The sequence below is a fragment of the Cupriavidus alkaliphilus genome (genome assembly GCF_014191175.1).
Lineage (GTDB): Bacteria > Pseudomonadota > Gammaproteobacteria > Burkholderiales > Burkholderiaceae > Cupriavidus > Cupriavidus alkaliphilus.
Map to the genome: position 1 here is coordinate 516,899 of NZ_JACHWE010000004.1, position 15,062 is coordinate 531,960.

At 67.9% G+C, this 15,062-nt stretch carries 13 protein-coding genes; 5 read left to right on the top strand and 8 right to left on the bottom strand.

Features of this window, described 5'->3' with window-relative positions; all coding sequences use genetic code 11:
- The first annotated feature begins 195 nt into the window (after positions 1-195).
- Positions 196-3,708, top strand: coding sequence for a DNA polymerase III subunit alpha (gene dnaE, locus FHX60_RS17225; protein WP_112773896.1), 3,513 nt, complete (start codon positions 196-198; stop codon positions 3,706-3,708).
- Between the two features lie 30 nt (positions 3,709-3,738).
- Here the strand turns inward: dnaE and FHX60_RS17230 are convergent, their stop codons facing one another.
- Both FHX60_RS17230 and FHX60_RS17235 read right to left on the bottom strand, forming a co-directional pair.
- Entirely contained in the window at positions 3,739-4,812 is a 1,074-nt protein-coding gene (locus FHX60_RS17230; protein ID WP_183284005.1) for a glycosyltransferase family 4 protein, read from the bottom strand.
- A gap of 47 nt (positions 4,813-4,859) precedes the next feature.
- On the bottom strand, positions 4,860-5,624 hold the full coding sequence (locus FHX60_RS17235; RefSeq protein WP_092308230.1) for a glycosyltransferase family 2 protein: 765 nt from the start codon (positions 5,622-5,624) through the stop codon (positions 4,860-4,862).
- A 298-nt stretch (positions 5,625-5,922) separates the two neighbouring features.
- On the opposite strand from FHX60_RS17235, the gene FHX60_RS17240 reads away from it, so the two are divergent.
- Entirely contained in the window at positions 5,923-6,696 is a 774-nt protein-coding gene (locus tag FHX60_RS17240) for a glycosyltransferase family 25 protein (protein WP_112773895.1), read from the top strand.
- A gap of 99 nt (positions 6,697-6,795) precedes the next feature.
- Positions 6,796-8,520, top strand: coding sequence for a lipid A export permease/ATP-binding protein MsbA (msbA, locus tag FHX60_RS17245; RefSeq protein ID WP_181486954.1), 1,725 nt, complete (start codon positions 6,796-6,798; stop codon positions 8,518-8,520).
- 73 nt (positions 8,521-8,593) lie between these two features.
- Here the strand turns inward: msbA and waaC are convergent, their stop codons facing one another.
- Positions 8,594-9,571 carry a lipopolysaccharide heptosyltransferase I gene (waaC, locus tag FHX60_RS17250; protein ID WP_183284006.1) on the bottom strand — a complete coding sequence of 326 codons (978 nt, stop codon included), beginning with the start codon at positions 9,569-9,571 and terminating at the stop codon, positions 8,594-8,596.
- Positions 9,572-9,751: 180 nt separating this feature from the next.
- Between waaC and FHX60_RS17255 the strand changes: the two genes are divergently transcribed.
- Entirely contained in the window at positions 9,752-10,342 is a 591-nt protein-coding gene (locus FHX60_RS17255; protein ID WP_183284007.1) for a peroxidase-related enzyme, read from the top strand.
- Positions 10,343-10,372: 30 nt separating this feature from the next.
- Here the strand turns inward: FHX60_RS17255 and FHX60_RS17260 are convergent, their stop codons facing one another.
- Positions 10,373-10,882: a hypothetical protein gene (locus tag FHX60_RS17260; protein ID WP_092308237.1), complete on the bottom strand. Its 510-nt coding sequence runs from the start codon at positions 10,880-10,882 to the stop codon at positions 10,373-10,375.
- 279 nt (positions 10,883-11,161) lie between these two features.
- Between FHX60_RS17260 and FHX60_RS17265 the strand changes: the two genes are divergently transcribed.
- Positions 11,162-11,488: a hypothetical protein gene (locus FHX60_RS17265; RefSeq protein ID WP_183284008.1), complete on the top strand. Its 327-nt coding sequence runs from the start codon at positions 11,162-11,164 to the stop codon at positions 11,486-11,488.
- Between the two features lie 64 nt (positions 11,489-11,552).
- Here FHX60_RS17265 and rng read toward each other — a convergent pair whose 3' ends face one another.
- The 4 genes from rng to rsfS all read right to left on the bottom strand — a co-directional run bounded on the left by rng (position 11,553) and on the right by rsfS (position 15,047).
- Entirely contained in the window at positions 11,553-13,019 is a 1,467-nt protein-coding gene (gene rng, locus FHX60_RS17270; RefSeq protein WP_092308241.1) for a ribonuclease G, read from the bottom strand.
- 103 nt (positions 13,020-13,122) lie between these two features.
- Complete coding sequence (locus FHX60_RS17275) at positions 13,123-13,737, bottom strand: Maf family protein (protein WP_116602408.1); 615 nt, start codon at positions 13,735-13,737, stop codon at positions 13,123-13,125.
- Positions 13,738-13,768: 31 nt separating this feature from the next.
- The gene (gene rlmH / locus FHX60_RS17280) at positions 13,769-14,248 is read right to left on the bottom strand and encodes a 23S rRNA (pseudouridine(1915)-N(3))-methyltransferase RlmH (protein WP_092308244.1); all 480 of its coding nucleotides are present in this window, start codon (positions 14,246-14,248) and stop codon (positions 13,769-13,771) included.
- 64 nt (positions 14,249-14,312) lie between these two features.
- The gene (rsfS, locus tag FHX60_RS17285) at positions 14,313-15,047 is read right to left on the bottom strand and encodes a ribosome silencing factor (RefSeq protein WP_092308246.1); all 735 of its coding nucleotides are present in this window, start codon (positions 15,045-15,047) and stop codon (positions 14,313-14,315) included.
- Between the last annotated feature and the right edge of the window lie 15 nt (positions 15,048-15,062).

Consider the following 15,062-nt stretch of genomic DNA (forward strand, 5'->3'; position numbering starts at 1 on the left):
CCGCCGCGGCGGCGCCCCGAGGGGCGCCGACAGCCTGCGATAACTGCCTGATTGGAAAGGCGAAATTATAGCGCGCGCGCGCCTGGCGCGTGGCATTCCCCAGCGCGCCGATCAGCTATGCGCGCGGGCGCGCCGGCGCGCGTGGCACGCAACATTGGCGGCATGCCGGCGGGCCGAGCCGGTACAATGTCGCCCATGTCTGCACCCCGCTTCGTACACCTCCGCCTGCATTCCGAATACTCCATCGTGGACGGCATCGTCCGCCTCGATGATGCCGTCAAGGCCGCCGCGGCCGATGGCATGGGCGCGCTCGCCCTGACGGACCTTGCCAACGCCTTCGGCCTGATCCGCTACTACAAGGAAGCGCGCGGCAAGGGCGTGAAGCCGGTGGTCGGCGCCGACGTGTGGCTGACCAACGCCGAAGACCGCGACAAGCCTGCGCGCCTGTTGCTGCTGGTGCAGGACCGGCGCGGCTACCTGAACCTGTGCATGCTGCTGTCGCGCGCGTGGCTGGGCAACCAGCATCGCGGCCGCGCCGAGATCGATCCGTCGTGGTTCCTGGAACCGGGCGAAGACGACCTGCCGCTGGCCACGGGCCTGATCGCGCTGTCGGGCGCGATGGGCGGCGATATCGGCATGGCGCTCGCCAACGGCAATGCCGACGGCGCGCGCCGCGCCGCGCAGCACTGGGCCTCGGTGTTCCCGCAGCGCTTTTACATCGAGCTGCAGCGCGCCGGCCACGCCGGCACCGACGCCTACGTGCAGCAGGCGGTGCAACTCGCGGCCGCGCTGCAGTTGCCGGTGGTGGCGACGCATCCGGTGCAGTTCATGACGCCCGACGACTACACCGCGCACGAGGCGCGCGTGTGCATCGCCGAGGGCGAGCTGCTGGCCAACCCGCGCCGCACGCGGCGCTTCACCACCGACCAGTACTTCAAGACCCAGGACGAGATGTGCGCGCTGTTCGCCGACATCCCGTCGGCGCTTGAGAACGCGGTCGAGATCGCGCGCCGCTGCAACCTGACGCTGGAGCTCGGCAAGCCGCGCCTGCCGCTGTTCCCGACGCCGGATGGCATGTCGCTCGACGACTACCTGGTGTTCATGGCCAAGGAAGGCCTGGAGAAGCGCCTGGCGGTGCTGTTCCCCGACGAGGCGGTGCGCGAGGGCAAGCGCCCGGAATACTACGCGCGGCTGGAGTTCGAGACCGGCACCATCATCAAGATGGGCTTTCCCGGCTACTTCCTGATCGTGGCGGACTTTATCAACTGGGCCAAGAACAATGGCGTGCCGGTGGGCCCGGGCCGCGGTTCGGGTGCCGGTTCGCTGGTGGCGTATGCGCTCGGCATTACCGACCTCGACCCGCTCAAGTACGCGCTGCTGTTCGAGCGTTTCCTGAACCCGGAACGGGTCTCGATGCCCGACTTCGACATCGATTTCTGCCAGCACGGCCGCGATCGCGTGATCACGTACGTGAAGGAGAAGTACGGCAAGGACGCGGTGTCGCAGATCGCCACCTTCGGCACCATGGCGGCCAAGGCCGCGGTGCGCGACGTGGGCCGCGTGCTCGACCTCGGCTACGGCTTTGTCGACGGCATCGCCAAGCTGATCCCGTTCAAGCCGGGCAAGCTGGTCACCATCGAAGAGGCCAAGAAGGAAGAGCCGCTGCTGACCGAGCGCGAGCGCAACGAAGAGGAAGTACGCCAGCTGCTGGAGCTGGCGCAGCGCGTCGAGGGCATGACCCGCAACGTCGGCATGCACGCCGGCGGCGTGCTGATCGCGCCCGGCCGGCTCACCGATTTCTGCCCGCTGTACACGCAGGGCGCGCAGAACGACGGCATGAGCGGCGTGGTCAGCCAGTACGACAAGGACGATGTCGAGGCCGCCGGCCTGGTCAAGTTCGACTTCCTGGGCCTGACCACGCTGACTATCCTGGACTGGGCCGAGCGCTATATTCGCCGCCTGGACCCGGGCAAGGCCGACTGGAACTGCAGCCAGATCCCGCTCGACGACGGCCCCGCCTTCGACATCCTCAAGACCGCCAACACGGTCGCCGTGTTCCAGCTGGAAAGCCGCGGCATGCAGGGCATGCTGAAGGATGCCAAGCCTGACCGCTTCGAGGACATCATCGCGCTGGTGGCGCTGTACCGTCCCGGCCCGATGGACCTGATCCCCAGCTTCTGCGCGCGCAAGCACGGCCGCGAGAAGGTCGAGTATCCCGATCCGCGCGTCGAGCCCGTCCTGAAAGAGACCTACGGCATCATGGTCTACCAGGAACAGGTGATGCAGATGGCGCAGATCATCGGCGGCTACTCGCTGGGCGGCGCCGACCTGCTGCGCCGCGCCATGGGCAAGAAGAAGCCCGAGGAAATGGCGCAGCATCGCGTGATGTTCCGCGAGGGCGCCGACAAGAACGGGCTGTCCGCGCAGCAGGCCGACGACATCTTCGACCTGATGGAGAAGTTCGCGGGCTACGGCTTCAACAAGTCGCACGCCGCCGCCTATGCGCTGCTGGCGTACTACACCGCGTGGCTCAAGGCCCACCATCCGGCCGAATTCATGGCAGCCAACATGTCGCTGGCCATGGATGACACCGACAAGGTCAAGATCCTCTACGAGGACTGCAAGCTCAACAAGATCGCGGTGCTGCCGCCGGACGTCAACGCCAGCGAATACCGCTTCGCGCCGACCGACCCGAAGACCATCCGCTATGGCCTGGGCGGCATCAAGGGCAGCGGGCAGGGCGCGATCGAAGACATCCTGCGCGCGCGCGAGGAGCGGCCGTTCACCGACCTGTTCGATTTCTGCGAGCGGGTCGACCGCCGCCAGGTCAACCGCCGCACCATCGAGGCGCTGATCCGCGCCGGCGCCTTCGACAGCCTCAACGACAACCGCGCGCAGCTGCTCGCGTCGGTGCCGATCGCGATGGAAGCCGCCGAGCAGAAGGCCGAATCCGCCAACCAGGTGTCGCTGTTCGACCTGATGGGCGATGCCGGCGAGGCGCACCGCCCGGAGCTGCTCGACGAGCCGCGCTGGAGTCCCAAGCGCACGCTGCAGGAAGAAAAGCAGGCGCTCGGCTACTACTTCTCGGGCCACCTGTTCGACGCCTATCGCGACGAGGTGCGCCGCTTCAACAAGGGCACGCTGGCCGGGCTGGAAAAGGAAGTGCAGGGCAACGGCGGCGGCTTCGGTCGCGACGTGCGCGGCAAGACCATTGCCGGCGTGATCAGCGGCATGCGCACGCAGATGACCCAGCGCGGCAAGATGCTGATCGTCACGCTCGACGACGGCACCGGCCTGGTCGAGATGACCGTGTTCAACGAGGTCTTCGACGCCAACCGGCAGATGTTCCGCGAGGACGAACTGCTGATCGCCACCGGCAATGCGCGCCACGATACCTTCACCGGCGGCGTTCGCTTCACCGCCGAATCGGTGATGGACCTGGTCGCCGCGCGGGTGCGCTTTGCCAGCGCGGTGCGGCTGTCGATGAACGGCAATTCCTCGACCGGCATGCTGCGCGAGCTGCTGATGCCGCACCTGGCGCGCGCCAGCGGCGCGCAGGGCCTGCCAGTGCGGATTCGCTACGAGGCAAAGTCCGCCAGCTGCGAAGCCATGCTGGGTCCCGACTGGCAGGTGGTGCCTTCCGACGAGGCGCTGACCGCGCTGCGCCAGGTGCTGTCGGCGGATGCCGTCAGCACTGTGTACGACTAAGCGCTGCCCGAGTTCGCGTCGGGTGCCGCTTCAGGCGGCGCCCCGCGCGCCTCGCGCGTCGGCGGCAAGCCTCAGCAGGGTGTCGACATGGACCTCGATGCCCGGGTCGTAGTCGAGCAGCGCCAGCGGGTTCGCCAGCCGCGCCTGGCCGCGGCGCACCGACTCCACCGCGGCGCGGATGGCATGGTCCAGCGTCTCGCCGCGCTCGCGCGAGAACGCATGCACGGCCTGCGGGCGGATCACTTCCAGGCAGGCGATATTGTCGGCAAACACCAGCGGCGTGCCGCACAGCACCGATTCCACCCCCACCAGCCCGAACGGCTCATAGCCCGAGGCCAGGATGGTGAAGTCGGCGGCGCGGTAGAGCGCGTCGATGCGGCTGCTGTAGCCCAGCTCGCGTACGCGCGCGATGGTGCGCCCGACCGGGCGGCCGGCCACGGCCAGCGTGATCGGCAGGTCCGAGCGGGAGAAGTAGTCGGCGAGCAGGTCGAAGCCCTTGCGCGCATGGCCCGATGACGGGAACAGGAACACGATCTCGTCGTCGCCAAAGCCGAACTCGCGCCGCAGCGCGGCGCGCTCACCGTCATCGACCGGCGTGAAACGCTGCGTGTCGACCGGCGGGTAGACCAGCTCGACGCGCTCGGGCGCAATCCCGTACAGCTCGATCACTTCGCGTCGCATCAGCGCGGAATGCGCCACCACGCGGTGCGCGCCGGCATATTGCGCGCTTTCGAGATCGATCTGCCACTGGTCCGAGCGCCGCGCCGGCGTGCCGCGGGCGGCAAGGTAGCCGCGATGGGTGCCGCCGCAGATGGCGATATCGGAACCGCGCACGCGGTTGCAGCCGATCAGCACCTCGCCGGCATCGCGCAGCCCTTGCAGCCGCCACGAGAAATAGCGGTCGCGCAGCTTGCCCGGCAGCCACGACACCAAGACCCGATGCGCGGCAACCCCGGCGGACGCCGCCACGCCGGCGTCGAAGCGGCGTGCGTAGACCGAGACTTCGGTATCGGCGCGCCGCGCCATGGCGCGGCTGATGTCGAGCGCGTAGCGCTCCAGGCCGCCGCCGGCGCCGAAGCGATTGCAGGAGATGCCAACTTTCATCGATCGAGAAGGTAAGGGTGGGGCGGCGCGTGGCCACCTCGGGCGCTTCAGCCGGCCGCCTTGTTTTCCGCCGCGGCGTGCAGCTGCGCCAGCTTGGCGTACTTGTAGTAGCTGGCCTGCGCATTCATCAGCGCGACGCCGAACCCGGCGCCGCCGTCGAGGAAGCCGCGCTTGAGCAGGTAGGTGCGCACGAACGCCCACAGGCCGTGGCCCGCCGCCGACGCGACCGAGCTGCGCTTGCCGCGGGCATAGGCCTGCTGCGCGCCGGCGCTGGAATAGCTGTCGATCTTGCGCAGCACGTCCGACAGCGAGCGGTAGCTGTAGTGCACCAGCGGCTCGCGCAGCCGCGTGACCGGGTCGTCCACCTTCAGGTGTTCGTGCACGAGATCGTCGGTGAAGCGGCCGCGGCCCTTGCGGAACACCCGGGTGACATAGTCCGGATACCAGCCGGCATGGCGCACGAAGGTGCCGCAGAACGCAGACAGGCGCGGCAGCGCCAGCGCCCGGGCATCGGCTTGCTGCAAGTGGTGCAGGATTTCGTCGCGCAGCGCGGGGGTGACGCGTTCATCGGCGTCCAGGCTGAGGATCCAGTCGCCGCTGGCGGCCTGGACCGCGCGGTTTTTCTGCGGGCCGAAGCCGGGCCAGTCGTCGGTCTGGATCACGGTGGCGCCGGCGGCACGCGCGATCGCCACCGTGTCGTCCGTGCTGGCCCAATCCACTATAATCGCCTCTTCGCACCAGGACACGCTTTCAAGGCATGGCCCGATATTGTGAGCTTCATTCCTGGTAATGATGACGGCGGAGACTTTCATGGAACGTAGGGGCGCGCCCCGTCCGGGCCAGACCGGCCAGCCGCCGGCGTCGCCGCCAGCCGGGCGCTGATGGAAGAGCGCGTATTCTACCGCACCGGCGCAGTGGCCCCGCAGCCGCTTGCCCTCGAATGCCGGTGCGCGCCGGGCGCGCCGAAGCCCAGATCTCAGTTGCCAAATTGATGACACGAGCACATTGGTCCCGATTCACAGGGATGGAAACGGTTTTATCCCTGGTGGCGTGTGCCGCATCGATCTCCCTTTCACGCCGGATCGGCCAGGACGCATGGGCGGTGGCGGCATGATCGGCGCCTATGTGATCAATCTCGAAAGCGCCGAGGCGCGTCGCCAGCGCATTGCCGGCCAGCTGACGCGGCTCGGCGTGCCGTTCCAGGTGTTTCCCGCGGTGAACGGACGCGCGCTCGCCGAGGACGAGGTCACGCGCCGCTACGATGCGCAGGCCGCCAGCACCAGCTACCGCCCCATGAGCCGCGGCGAGATCGGCTGCGCGCTGAGCCATCTGGGGGTCTACCGCAAGATGCTCGAGGACGGCGCCAGCCTGGCGCTGGTGCTGGAAGACGACGCGCTGCTCGGCGATGACGTGCCGGCCGTGCTCGAGGCGCTGGCCTCGCAGATGGATCCCGCCCGCCCGGACGTCGTGCTGCTGTCGCATGTCGACAAATTCACCCGCTGGGGCATCCGGCCGCTGGGCCCGCGGCGCAAGCTGGTGCGACGCTATGGCGAATGGTGGCGCGCCCATGGCTATGTCGTCACCCGCGCCGCCGCCGAGCGGCTGGTGGCCGGGCTGCAGCCGACCTGGTGCGCGGCCGACTACTGGTCCGCGTTCGAGCGGCGCGGCCTGGTGTCGGTGCGCGCCGTGGTCCCGTATTGCATCGGCCTGACCGAACTGGCCGAGGCCTCGTCGCTGGAAACGCATCGCGCCGACCTCGACGCCACCGACAAGGCGCGCCGCAGTGTCGGCTATTATCTGCGCCGCTATGTCTACCAGCGCTTCCTGTTCCAGGTCTTCGTCAGGCCCTTCCTGCGCGTCGCGCGCCAGAAGCGGCCGGGCTAGCGCCGCGCCCTGGTGCCGCAACGCCGCCATCACCCAGAAGAAAACCCAGTGACCACATCCAAACCGCCCATCTCGCCAGGTGCCGCCGTGCCGTCCAGCATGGCCAGCCGGCTCTGGTCTTACCTGCGCCCCGAGCTGCGCATCTTTATCGGCGCCATCCTCGCCATGGCGGTGGTGGCCGCCAGCGAAGGGGTGATCCCCAAGGTCGTCAACGACCTGCTCGACAAAGGCTTCGGCGGCGACTACGCCGGCACGCTGTGGCATGTGCCGGCGATCCTGACCGGCGTGGCGCTGATCCGCGGCGTCGCGCAGTTTGCGTCGGGCTACCTGCTCAACCTGATCTCGAACCGCGTGCTGCTGAAGATGCGGCTGCAGATGTTCGAGCGCCTGCTGCAGGCGCCGGCGTCGTTCTACCACCGCAATACCGCGGCGTCGCTGATCAACGCGGTGATCTTCGAGGTCAACCAGGTGCTGCAGATCCTGACCAGCGTGTTCATCACGCTGGTGCGCGATTCGCTCACGGTTGTCGCGCTGCTGATCTACCTGTTCTACACCAACTGGCGCCTGACGCTGATCGTCGCGGTGATCCTGCCGGTGATCGGCTACCTGATGTCGAAGATCAACCGCCGGCTGCGCAAGCTCAACCGCGATCACCAGACCTATACCAACAACGCCGCCTACGTGGTCGAAGAAGCCGTGGGCGGCTACAAGGTGGTCAAGCTGCATGGCGGCGAGGCCTATGAACTGCGGCGCTTCCGCACCGTGGCCGAGCGGCTCAAGAACTACTCCATGCGCATGGCGGTGGCCGGCGGGCTGAACCAGCCGGTCACGGCCTTCCTGGCCGCGCTGGCACTGTCGGTGATCATCACCATTGCGATGGTGCAGGCGCAGGCCAACCAGACCACGGTGGGCGGCTTTACCGGCTTTGTGATGGCGATGCTGCTGCTGATCTCGCCGCTCAAGCACCTGACCGACATCAACCAGCCGCTGACGCGCGGCATCACCGCCGCCGAGATGATCTTCCGTCTGATCGACGAACCGGTCGAGCCGCAGGATGGCGGCAAGCCGCTCGCCCGCGCCCGCGGCGAACTGGCCTTCGAGCAGGTCGGCTTCCGCTATGGCGAGGCGCCGCGCGCCGCGCTGGAGGGCATCGACCTGCGCGTCAGCCCGGGCGAGGTGGTGGCGCTGGTGGGACCGTCGGGCAGCGGCAAGACCACGCTGGTCAACCTGGTGCCGCGCTTCTTCGATCCCACCTCCGGTCGCATCTTGCTCGACGGCGTGCCGCTGACCGAGCTGGCGCTCAAGGACCTGCGCAACCAGATCGCCTTCGTCAGCCAGGACGTGGTCCTGTTCAACGACACGGTCGCGGCCAATGTGGCCTATGGCGCGCAGCCTGACAGCGAGATCGACATGGCCCGCGTCGAGCGCGCGCTGGCGGCGGCCTACCTGACCGAAACCATCAAGGGCCTGCCCGAGGGCGTGCAGACCAATATCGGCGACAACGGCATGAAGCTGTCCGGCGGCCAGCGCCAGCGCCTGGCGATTGCGCGCGCGCTGTACAAGGATGCGCCGATCCTGATCCTGGACGAGGCCACCTCGGCGCTCGACTCGGAATCGGAGCGCCAGGTGCAGGCGGCGCTGGAAGAGCTGATGAAGGGCCGCACCACGCTGGTGATCGCGCACCGGCTGTCGACCATCGAGAATGCCGACCGCATCGCCGTGCTCGACCACGGCCGTGTCGCCGAGACCGGCACCCACGCGCAGCTGCTCGCGGCCAATGGCCTGTACGCCGGGCTGCACCGGATCCAGTTCGCCAGCCATTAGGCGGTTGCGGACCATCCAGCAAAAAGGGCCGGTGCGAATGCACCGGCCCTTTTTTGTCGCCGTGGCGGCGGGATCAGTTGGTCGAAGTGACCCGGGGCAGCACTTCGTCGATGGCGGCCAGCACCTCGTCCCGTTGCGGCACCACGCCGCCGCCGCCCAGCGACACCGCGCGGCCCGGCGCATCGACGCCGTACAGGTGGCGCGAGGTGGTCGTGAACAGGATCACGGTCGGCCGGCGCAGCGCGTCGGCAATATGCACGAAGCCGGTGTCCATGCCGACCACCAGCGAGGCCTTGCCCACCATCTGCGCCACGCCGGTGATGCTCAGGCGCGGCATCACCTCGGCGCCGGGCACGCTGGCGGCGATGGTTTCGGCTTCCAGGCGCTCGGCGTCATTGCCCCAGGGCACCAGCACGCGCAGCCCGCGCGCGGAGATGGCGCTGCCCACGCTGATCCAGTCGGCCACCGGCCACTTCTTTTCTTCGCTGGAAGTGGCGTGGAACAGCATCGCGTAGGGGCCCTTGCCGGCCGCAGCGGGCGTGTCCGCCGGCATTTCCAGGCCGTAATCCATCTCCCGGGTCATTTCGTAGCCGAGCGCGCGGCTGACCGCGCGCCGCATGCGGTTGCGCGCGCAGTCCTCTTCCACGAACGGCTGGAACACATGGTTGTAGGCGAAGCGCGCGCCGCTCTCGCCCAGTTCCTGGACCGGGTAGCCATAGCGATGGCGCGTGCGGGCGAGGAAAGTGACGATGGCGCTCTTGTAGACGCCGTGGACGTCCAGCACCGCGTCGTATTTCTCGCGGCGCAAGGCGCGCAGGGCACCGAAGATCTCCCGCAGGCCGGCCAAGCTGCGCGCCTTCTTGAAGCCGCGCAGCGGTGCGGCGATCACGCGCTCGATATTGGGATTCCAGCGCGGCACGTCGGCGCAATAGGAGTCGGCGATCCAGTCGATCTTGACGCCGGGAAAGGCGCGCTGCAGGTCAGCCACCAGTGGCTGGGTGAACACCATGTCGCCGAGCGAGGTCAGCTTGACGATGAGAATACGTTTCATCGGGAACAATAGCGCGGCCAGGGGGGCCGCCTGGTTCGGAAGGTGCGTAGTATGCCTGATCCGGCGGACCTGTGTCCGTGCGATGCATGGGCAACATGCGGCCCGCCGGCTGGCGCGCGATCCGTTAGTATTGGTTCCAGAAGCCTCACGATGATGATGCCATTCCAACCGGAGACCACCATGTCAGACACGGCATTCCCGATCAGCCGCTACGCCGTCCCGGCGCTGGCCGACCTCCCCGACGATATCCGCGCGCGCATCCTGGAAGTCCAGGAGAAGGCCGGCTTCGTTCCCAACGTCTTTCTGGCGCTGGCGTACCGTCCGGATGAATTCCGCGCCTTCTTCGCCTATCACGATGCGCTGATGCTCAAGGACGGCGGCCTGACCAAGGGCGAGCGCGAGATGATCGTGGTGGCCACGTCCGCCGCCAACCAGTGCCTGTATTGCGTGGTGGCGCATGGCGCGATCCTGCGCATCTACGAGAAGAAGCCGCTGGTTGCGGACCAGGTCGCGGTGAACTACCTGAAGGCCGACATCCCGCCGCGCCAGCGCGCCATGCTCGACTTCGCCATGAAGGTCTGCACCGCTTCGCATGCAGTCGGCGAGGCCGATTTCGACGCGCTGCGCGCGCACGGCTTTTCCGACGAGGACGCCTGGGATATTGCCGCGATCACCGCGTTCTTCGGCCTGTCCAACCGCATGGCCAATACCATCGGCATGCGCCCGAACGACGAGTTCTACCTGATGGGCCGGGTACCGAAGGCGAAGTAGCGGCGCCGCGGTGCCGCGGCGCCGGGTGGCTCAGCGCACTTCGGCGCAGGCACCGCTCTTGGGATCGAACAGTACCGGCCACGCCTGCTCGTAGATGCCGGGCGTGCAGTACTTCTCGCAGCGGTTATGGGCCAGCGTGACGCGGCGCGGATCCTGCCAGACCAGCAGCTTGCACTGGCTGCCGTCGATCGCCTGCAGCTCGATGTGCGGGGTCGCGCGAACCTGGCGGAACTGCACCAGGTTGAATTCGCAACTGCCGCGCCGCGATACCCACAGCTTCCATTTCAGCGCGCGCACCTCGTTGGCCTGGACGTCCATCAGCGCGTCTTCGCGGAAGCCGTCTTCCTCGGTGCGCTTGCACGCCGCGGCAAGGTTGATGACCTTGGGCGCGATCGGCGTGGCGCGCTCCTTGGGCGCCTCGGGGACTTCTACCTTGGCTGCGGGCGGTGGCGGCGGCGCGCGCCTGGCGATCGGCAATGGCGCGCACGCCACCGATAACAGGAGGGCCAGCACACAGGCCCCATGGTTCGTGGCGTTCATGCCGGACTCCTTGCTTGCCGACCGGCCATACGCGCTCGAACGGCTTGCGCGGACAGCCGGGTGCGGCCTCCGTGCGAAGGCCGCTGACTACCTTCGCTTAGTTATAGCGGATGGCAAACGGAAAAGGGGTAGGGCCATTCCCCAGTCCAGAAGTCAGCGTGCGCAAGGCATCGGACAGGCGCCGTCGATGCATCGCGGTTACGTTCTTAAACAGCTTGAAACACTGCTGTGCGCACCCGCGTGCTAGCCTCGCTCCAACCTGTGCTTGCCCGTTCCGACATGAAGCCCCGCCTCCTGGTATCCCTTGTGGTCCTGCCCATGCTCCTCGGCTCCTTCTGCGCCGCCGCCCATGCCGACGACGACTGGGACGACGATGACCGTTACGATCGGCGGCACTATGGCCGCTATTACAAAGGCGACGACTACAAGGAAGAATTCTGGGTCGGCAACTGCAAGATCAAGCGCAAGTGGAAGGGCAACGGCGAGTACAAGGAAGAGCGCAAGTGCAAGGACCGTCCGGTGGTGTACCAGCCGCCGCCCCCGCCGGTGTATTACCAGCCCGAACCCGCGCTGGTCATCAGCCCGCACGTCGTGATCCGGCCGTAAAGCGAAACAGCCCGCCAGGTTGGCGGGCTGTTTCGCTATGCCGGCAGCGCTCGCGCCGGCCGCTTCACATCAGGATGATGTCGTACTGCTCCTGGTGGAAGGTCGATTCCACCTGCAGCGAAATCGGCTTGCCGATGAAGTCTCCCAGCATCGCCAGGTGCTGGCTTTCCTCTTCCAGGAACAGGTCGATCACTTCCTGCGAGGCCAGGATGCGGAACTCGCGCGGGTTGAACTGGCGCGATTCGCGCATGATCTCGCGCAGGATGTCGTAGCAGACCGTGCGCGGCGTCTTGACCTGGCCCTTGCCCTGGCACACCGGGCATTGTTCGCACAGCACATGCGCCAGCGACTCGCGCGTGCGCTTGCGCGTCATCTCGACCAGGCCCAGCTGCGAGAAGCTGTTGACGGTGATGCGGGTGCGGTCGCGCGACAGCGCGCGCTTGAGCTCGGACAGCACCGCGTCGCGGTGCTCGGCGTTCTCCATGTCGATGAAGTCGATGATGATGATGCCGCCGAGGTTGCGCAGCCGCAGCTGGCGCGCGATGGTATGGGCCGCCTCCAGGTTGGTCTTGAAGATGGTGTCGTCGAAGTTGCGCGCGCCCACGTAGCCGCCGGTGTTGACGTCGATGGTCGTCATCGCCTCGGTCTGGTCGATCATCAGGTAGCCGCCCGACTTCAGGTCGACGCGGCGCGACAGCGCCTTCTCGATCTCGGCGTCGATATTGAACAGGTCGAAGATCGGCCGCTCGCCGGTGTAGTGCGACAGCCGCGGCAGCACCGCCGGCGTGTATTCCTTGGCGAACTCCAGCAGCATCTGGTAGTTCTCGCGCGAGTCGATCTGGATCACGCCGGTGGCGTCGTTGATGAAGTCGCGCAGCACGCGCTGGGCCAGGTTCAGGTCCTGGTAGAGCAGGCTGGGCGCGGGCAGGGTGGTGGCGTTCTGGCGGATCGCGCCCCAGATCTTGCGCAGGTAGGCGATATCGTTGCCGAGTTCCTCGTCGGTCGCTTCCTCGGCGATGGTGCGCACGATAAAGCCGCCGCGCTCGTCGGCGGGCACCAGCCCCTGCACGCGGCTGCGCAGCGCCTCGCGGTCGACCTCGCCTTCGATGCGCTGCGAGATGCCGATATGCGGGTCCTGCGGCAGGTACACCAGCGTGCGCCCGGCGATGCTGACCTGGGTCGACAGCCGCGCTCCCTTGGTGCCGATCGGGTCCTTGATCACCTGCACCATCAGCGCCTGGCCTTCGAACAGGGTCTTCTCGATGGCGAGCTGCGGGGTGGAGTTGTTGCGGTCCGGGTCGCGCGGATGCCAGATGTCGGCCACGTGCAGGAAGGCGGCGCGCTCCAGGCCGATGTCGATAAAGGCCGACTGCATGCCGGGCAGCACCCGCACCACCTTGCCCAGGTAGATGTTGCCGACCAGCCCGCGCGTAAGCGTGCGTTCGACATGCAGTTCCTGGACGGCGGCCTGCTGCACGATGGCGACGCGGGTCTCTTGGGGCGTGATGTTGACGAGTATGTCTTCAGTCATAGCGGGTGAAACGCGTCGCCGGTGGCCCGGCGCGATGTGCGCCGGATAAACGGCGGGATTAGCGGCGGGATCAGGGCAGGGTAGGGTTGACCGGCGGCGCCGCTCAGAACCGCAGGCGGGCCTGGCGAAGTAACGCCGCCGTCTCAAACAAGGGCAAGCCCATGATACCTGAATAGCTGCCTGCAATCCGCGCCACGAACTCGGCCGCGCGGCCCTGGATGCCGTAGGCGCCGGCCTTGCCCAGCGGCTCGCCGCTGGCGACGTAGCGCTCGATCTCGGCGGGCTGCAGCGGGCGGAAGGTGACTTCGGAAACCGACAGCGCATGGCGCATGCCGGTGGCCGACACCACCGTCACCGCGGTCAGCACGCGGTGGGTGGTGCCCGCCAGCGCGCCCAGCATGGCCGCGGCGTCGGCGCCGTCGGCGGGTTTGCCGAGGATGCGGCCGCCCAGGCAGACCGTGGTGTCCGAGGTCAGCACCGGCGCATCCGGCAGCGCGCGGCGTTCGCGGCGGCGCAGCGCGGCCTCGGCCTTGAGCGCGCACACGCGCTGGACATAGTCGTCGGGGCTCTCGCCGGGCAGCACCGCTTCGAGCGCTTCGGCGTCTTCCTCGTCGTCGGCCAGCAGCAGTTCGTAGCGCACGCCGAGCTGGGTCAGCAGCTCGCGGCGGCGCGGGCTTTGCGAGGCGAGGTAGAGGTAGTCGTGCAGGGTGTCGGGCATCGCGGCGGGGGCCTTCCGGCGACGGCCGGGATCAGGCCCGATGGTAGGGGTGGTTCTGCGTGACGGACCACGCACGGTACAACTGCTCGGCCAGCAGCACGCGCACCATGCCGTGCGGCAGGGTCAGGCTGGACAGCCGGATCAGGGTGCTGGCGCGGGCCTTGAGCGCGGGATCGAGCCCGTCGGCGCCGCCGATCAGGAACGCCACGTCGCCGCCCTCGCGCTGCCAGTCGGTCAGCTGCGCGGCCAGTTGCACCGTGGTGAAGTCGCGGCCGCGCTCGTCCAGCGCAACGATCCGGCACTGCTTCGACAGGCTGCCCAGCACCGACTCGATGCGCGCGGCTTCGCGCTGCATCACGGTGGCGGCGTTATTGCTGGAAGAGCGCGTTTCCGGCTTGACCTCGCGCAGCTCGATGCGCAGCTCGGGCGGCATGCGCTTGGCGTATTCGCTGAAGCCGGTTTCGATCCAGCCGGGCATCTTGTGGCCGACGGCCACGATCACCAGTTGCATGGGTCAGACGATGCGGTAATGCGGCGCGGCCGCCGGACTGACGCCCAACGGCCGCGCACCGGACTCAGGCCGAGCGCGTGGCGCGCTTGCGCGCGGCCGGCTTGGCTGCGGCGGTCTTGGCCGGTGCCTTCTTGGCCGGGGCCTTCTTTGCCGCGGTCTTGGTGGCGGTCTTGCGCGCGGCGGTGCCGGCGGCGGTCTTGCGCGGCGCGGCGGCGCGGGTGCCGGCGGTCTTGCCGGCCGGGGTCTTGGCGGCGCTCTTGCGGGCCGGCTTGCGGATGGTGGCGATGGCGTCCGCGTCGGTGTCCTCGTGGCCCATCGGCGGCGACGGCTCCTTCATGCCTTCGGGCAGGCGCGCCAGCGCCGGGCGCAGGTTGCTGGCGCGGCGCACCGTGCGCACCGGGGCCTCGTCTTCGTCTTCGTCCATGGGCTCGCTGGCCTTGGCCAGGCGGGCGCCGGCGGCCAGCTTCATGCGCACCGGCTTGTCGCCCCAGATCTCTTCGAGGTTGTAGTACAGGCGCAGTTGCGGCTGCAGGATGTGGACCACGGCGTCGCCGCAGTCGACCAGCACCCATTCGCCGGTTTCCAGGCCTTCGACCGCCACGATATGGCCGCCCGCTTCCTTGACCGTATCCCGCACCGACGCTGCCAGCGCCTTGGTCTGGCGGTTGGATGTGCCGCTGGCAATCACCACCCGGTCGAACAGTTCCGTCAGGTGGCTGGTGTCGTACACCTTGATGTCCTGCGCTTTGACATCCTCGAGGCCGTCGACGATGGCGCGTTGCAGTTTACGAATATCCATGGGTGTCTTCTTGTT

Coding starts and splice junctions, on each gene's coding strand:
- dnaE (WP_112773896.1), top strand. CDS start 196: ATGTCTGCACCCCGCTTCGTACACCTCCGCCTGCATTCCGAATACTCC.
- FHX60_RS17230 (WP_183284005.1), bottom strand. CDS start 4,812: ATGAAAGTTGGCATCTCCTGCAATCGCTTCGGCGCCGGCGGCGGCCTG.
- FHX60_RS17235 (WP_092308230.1), bottom strand. CDS start 5,624: ATGAAAGTCTCCGCCGTCATCATTACCAGGAATGAAGCTCACAATATC.
- FHX60_RS17240 (WP_112773895.1), top strand. CDS start 5,923: ATGATCGGCGCCTATGTGATCAATCTCGAAAGCGCCGAGGCGCGTCGC.
- msbA (WP_181486954.1), top strand. CDS start 6,796: ATGGCCAGCCGGCTCTGGTCTTACCTGCGCCCCGAGCTGCGCATCTTT.
- waaC (WP_183284006.1), bottom strand. CDS start 9,571: ATGAAACGTATTCTCATCGTCAAGCTGACCTCGCTCGGCGACATGGTG.
- FHX60_RS17255 (WP_183284007.1), top strand. CDS start 9,752: ATGTCAGACACGGCATTCCCGATCAGCCGCTACGCCGTCCCGGCGCTG.
- FHX60_RS17260 (WP_092308237.1), bottom strand. CDS start 10,882: ATGAACGCCACGAACCATGGGGCCTGTGTGCTGGCCCTCCTGTTATCG.
- FHX60_RS17265 (WP_183284008.1), top strand. CDS start 11,162: ATGAAGCCCCGCCTCCTGGTATCCCTTGTGGTCCTGCCCATGCTCCTC.
- rng (WP_092308241.1), bottom strand. CDS start 13,019: ATGACTGAAGACATACTCGTCAACATCACGCCCCAAGAGACCCGCGTC.
- FHX60_RS17275 (WP_116602408.1), bottom strand. CDS start 13,737: ATGCCCGACACCCTGCACGACTACCTCTACCTCGCCTCGCAAAGCCCG.
- rlmH (WP_092308244.1), bottom strand. CDS start 14,248: ATGCAACTGGTGATCGTGGCCGTCGGCCACAAGATGCCCGGCTGGATC.
- rsfS (WP_092308246.1), bottom strand. CDS start 15,047: ATGGATATTCGTAAACTGCAACGCGCCATCGTCGACGGCCTCGAGGAT.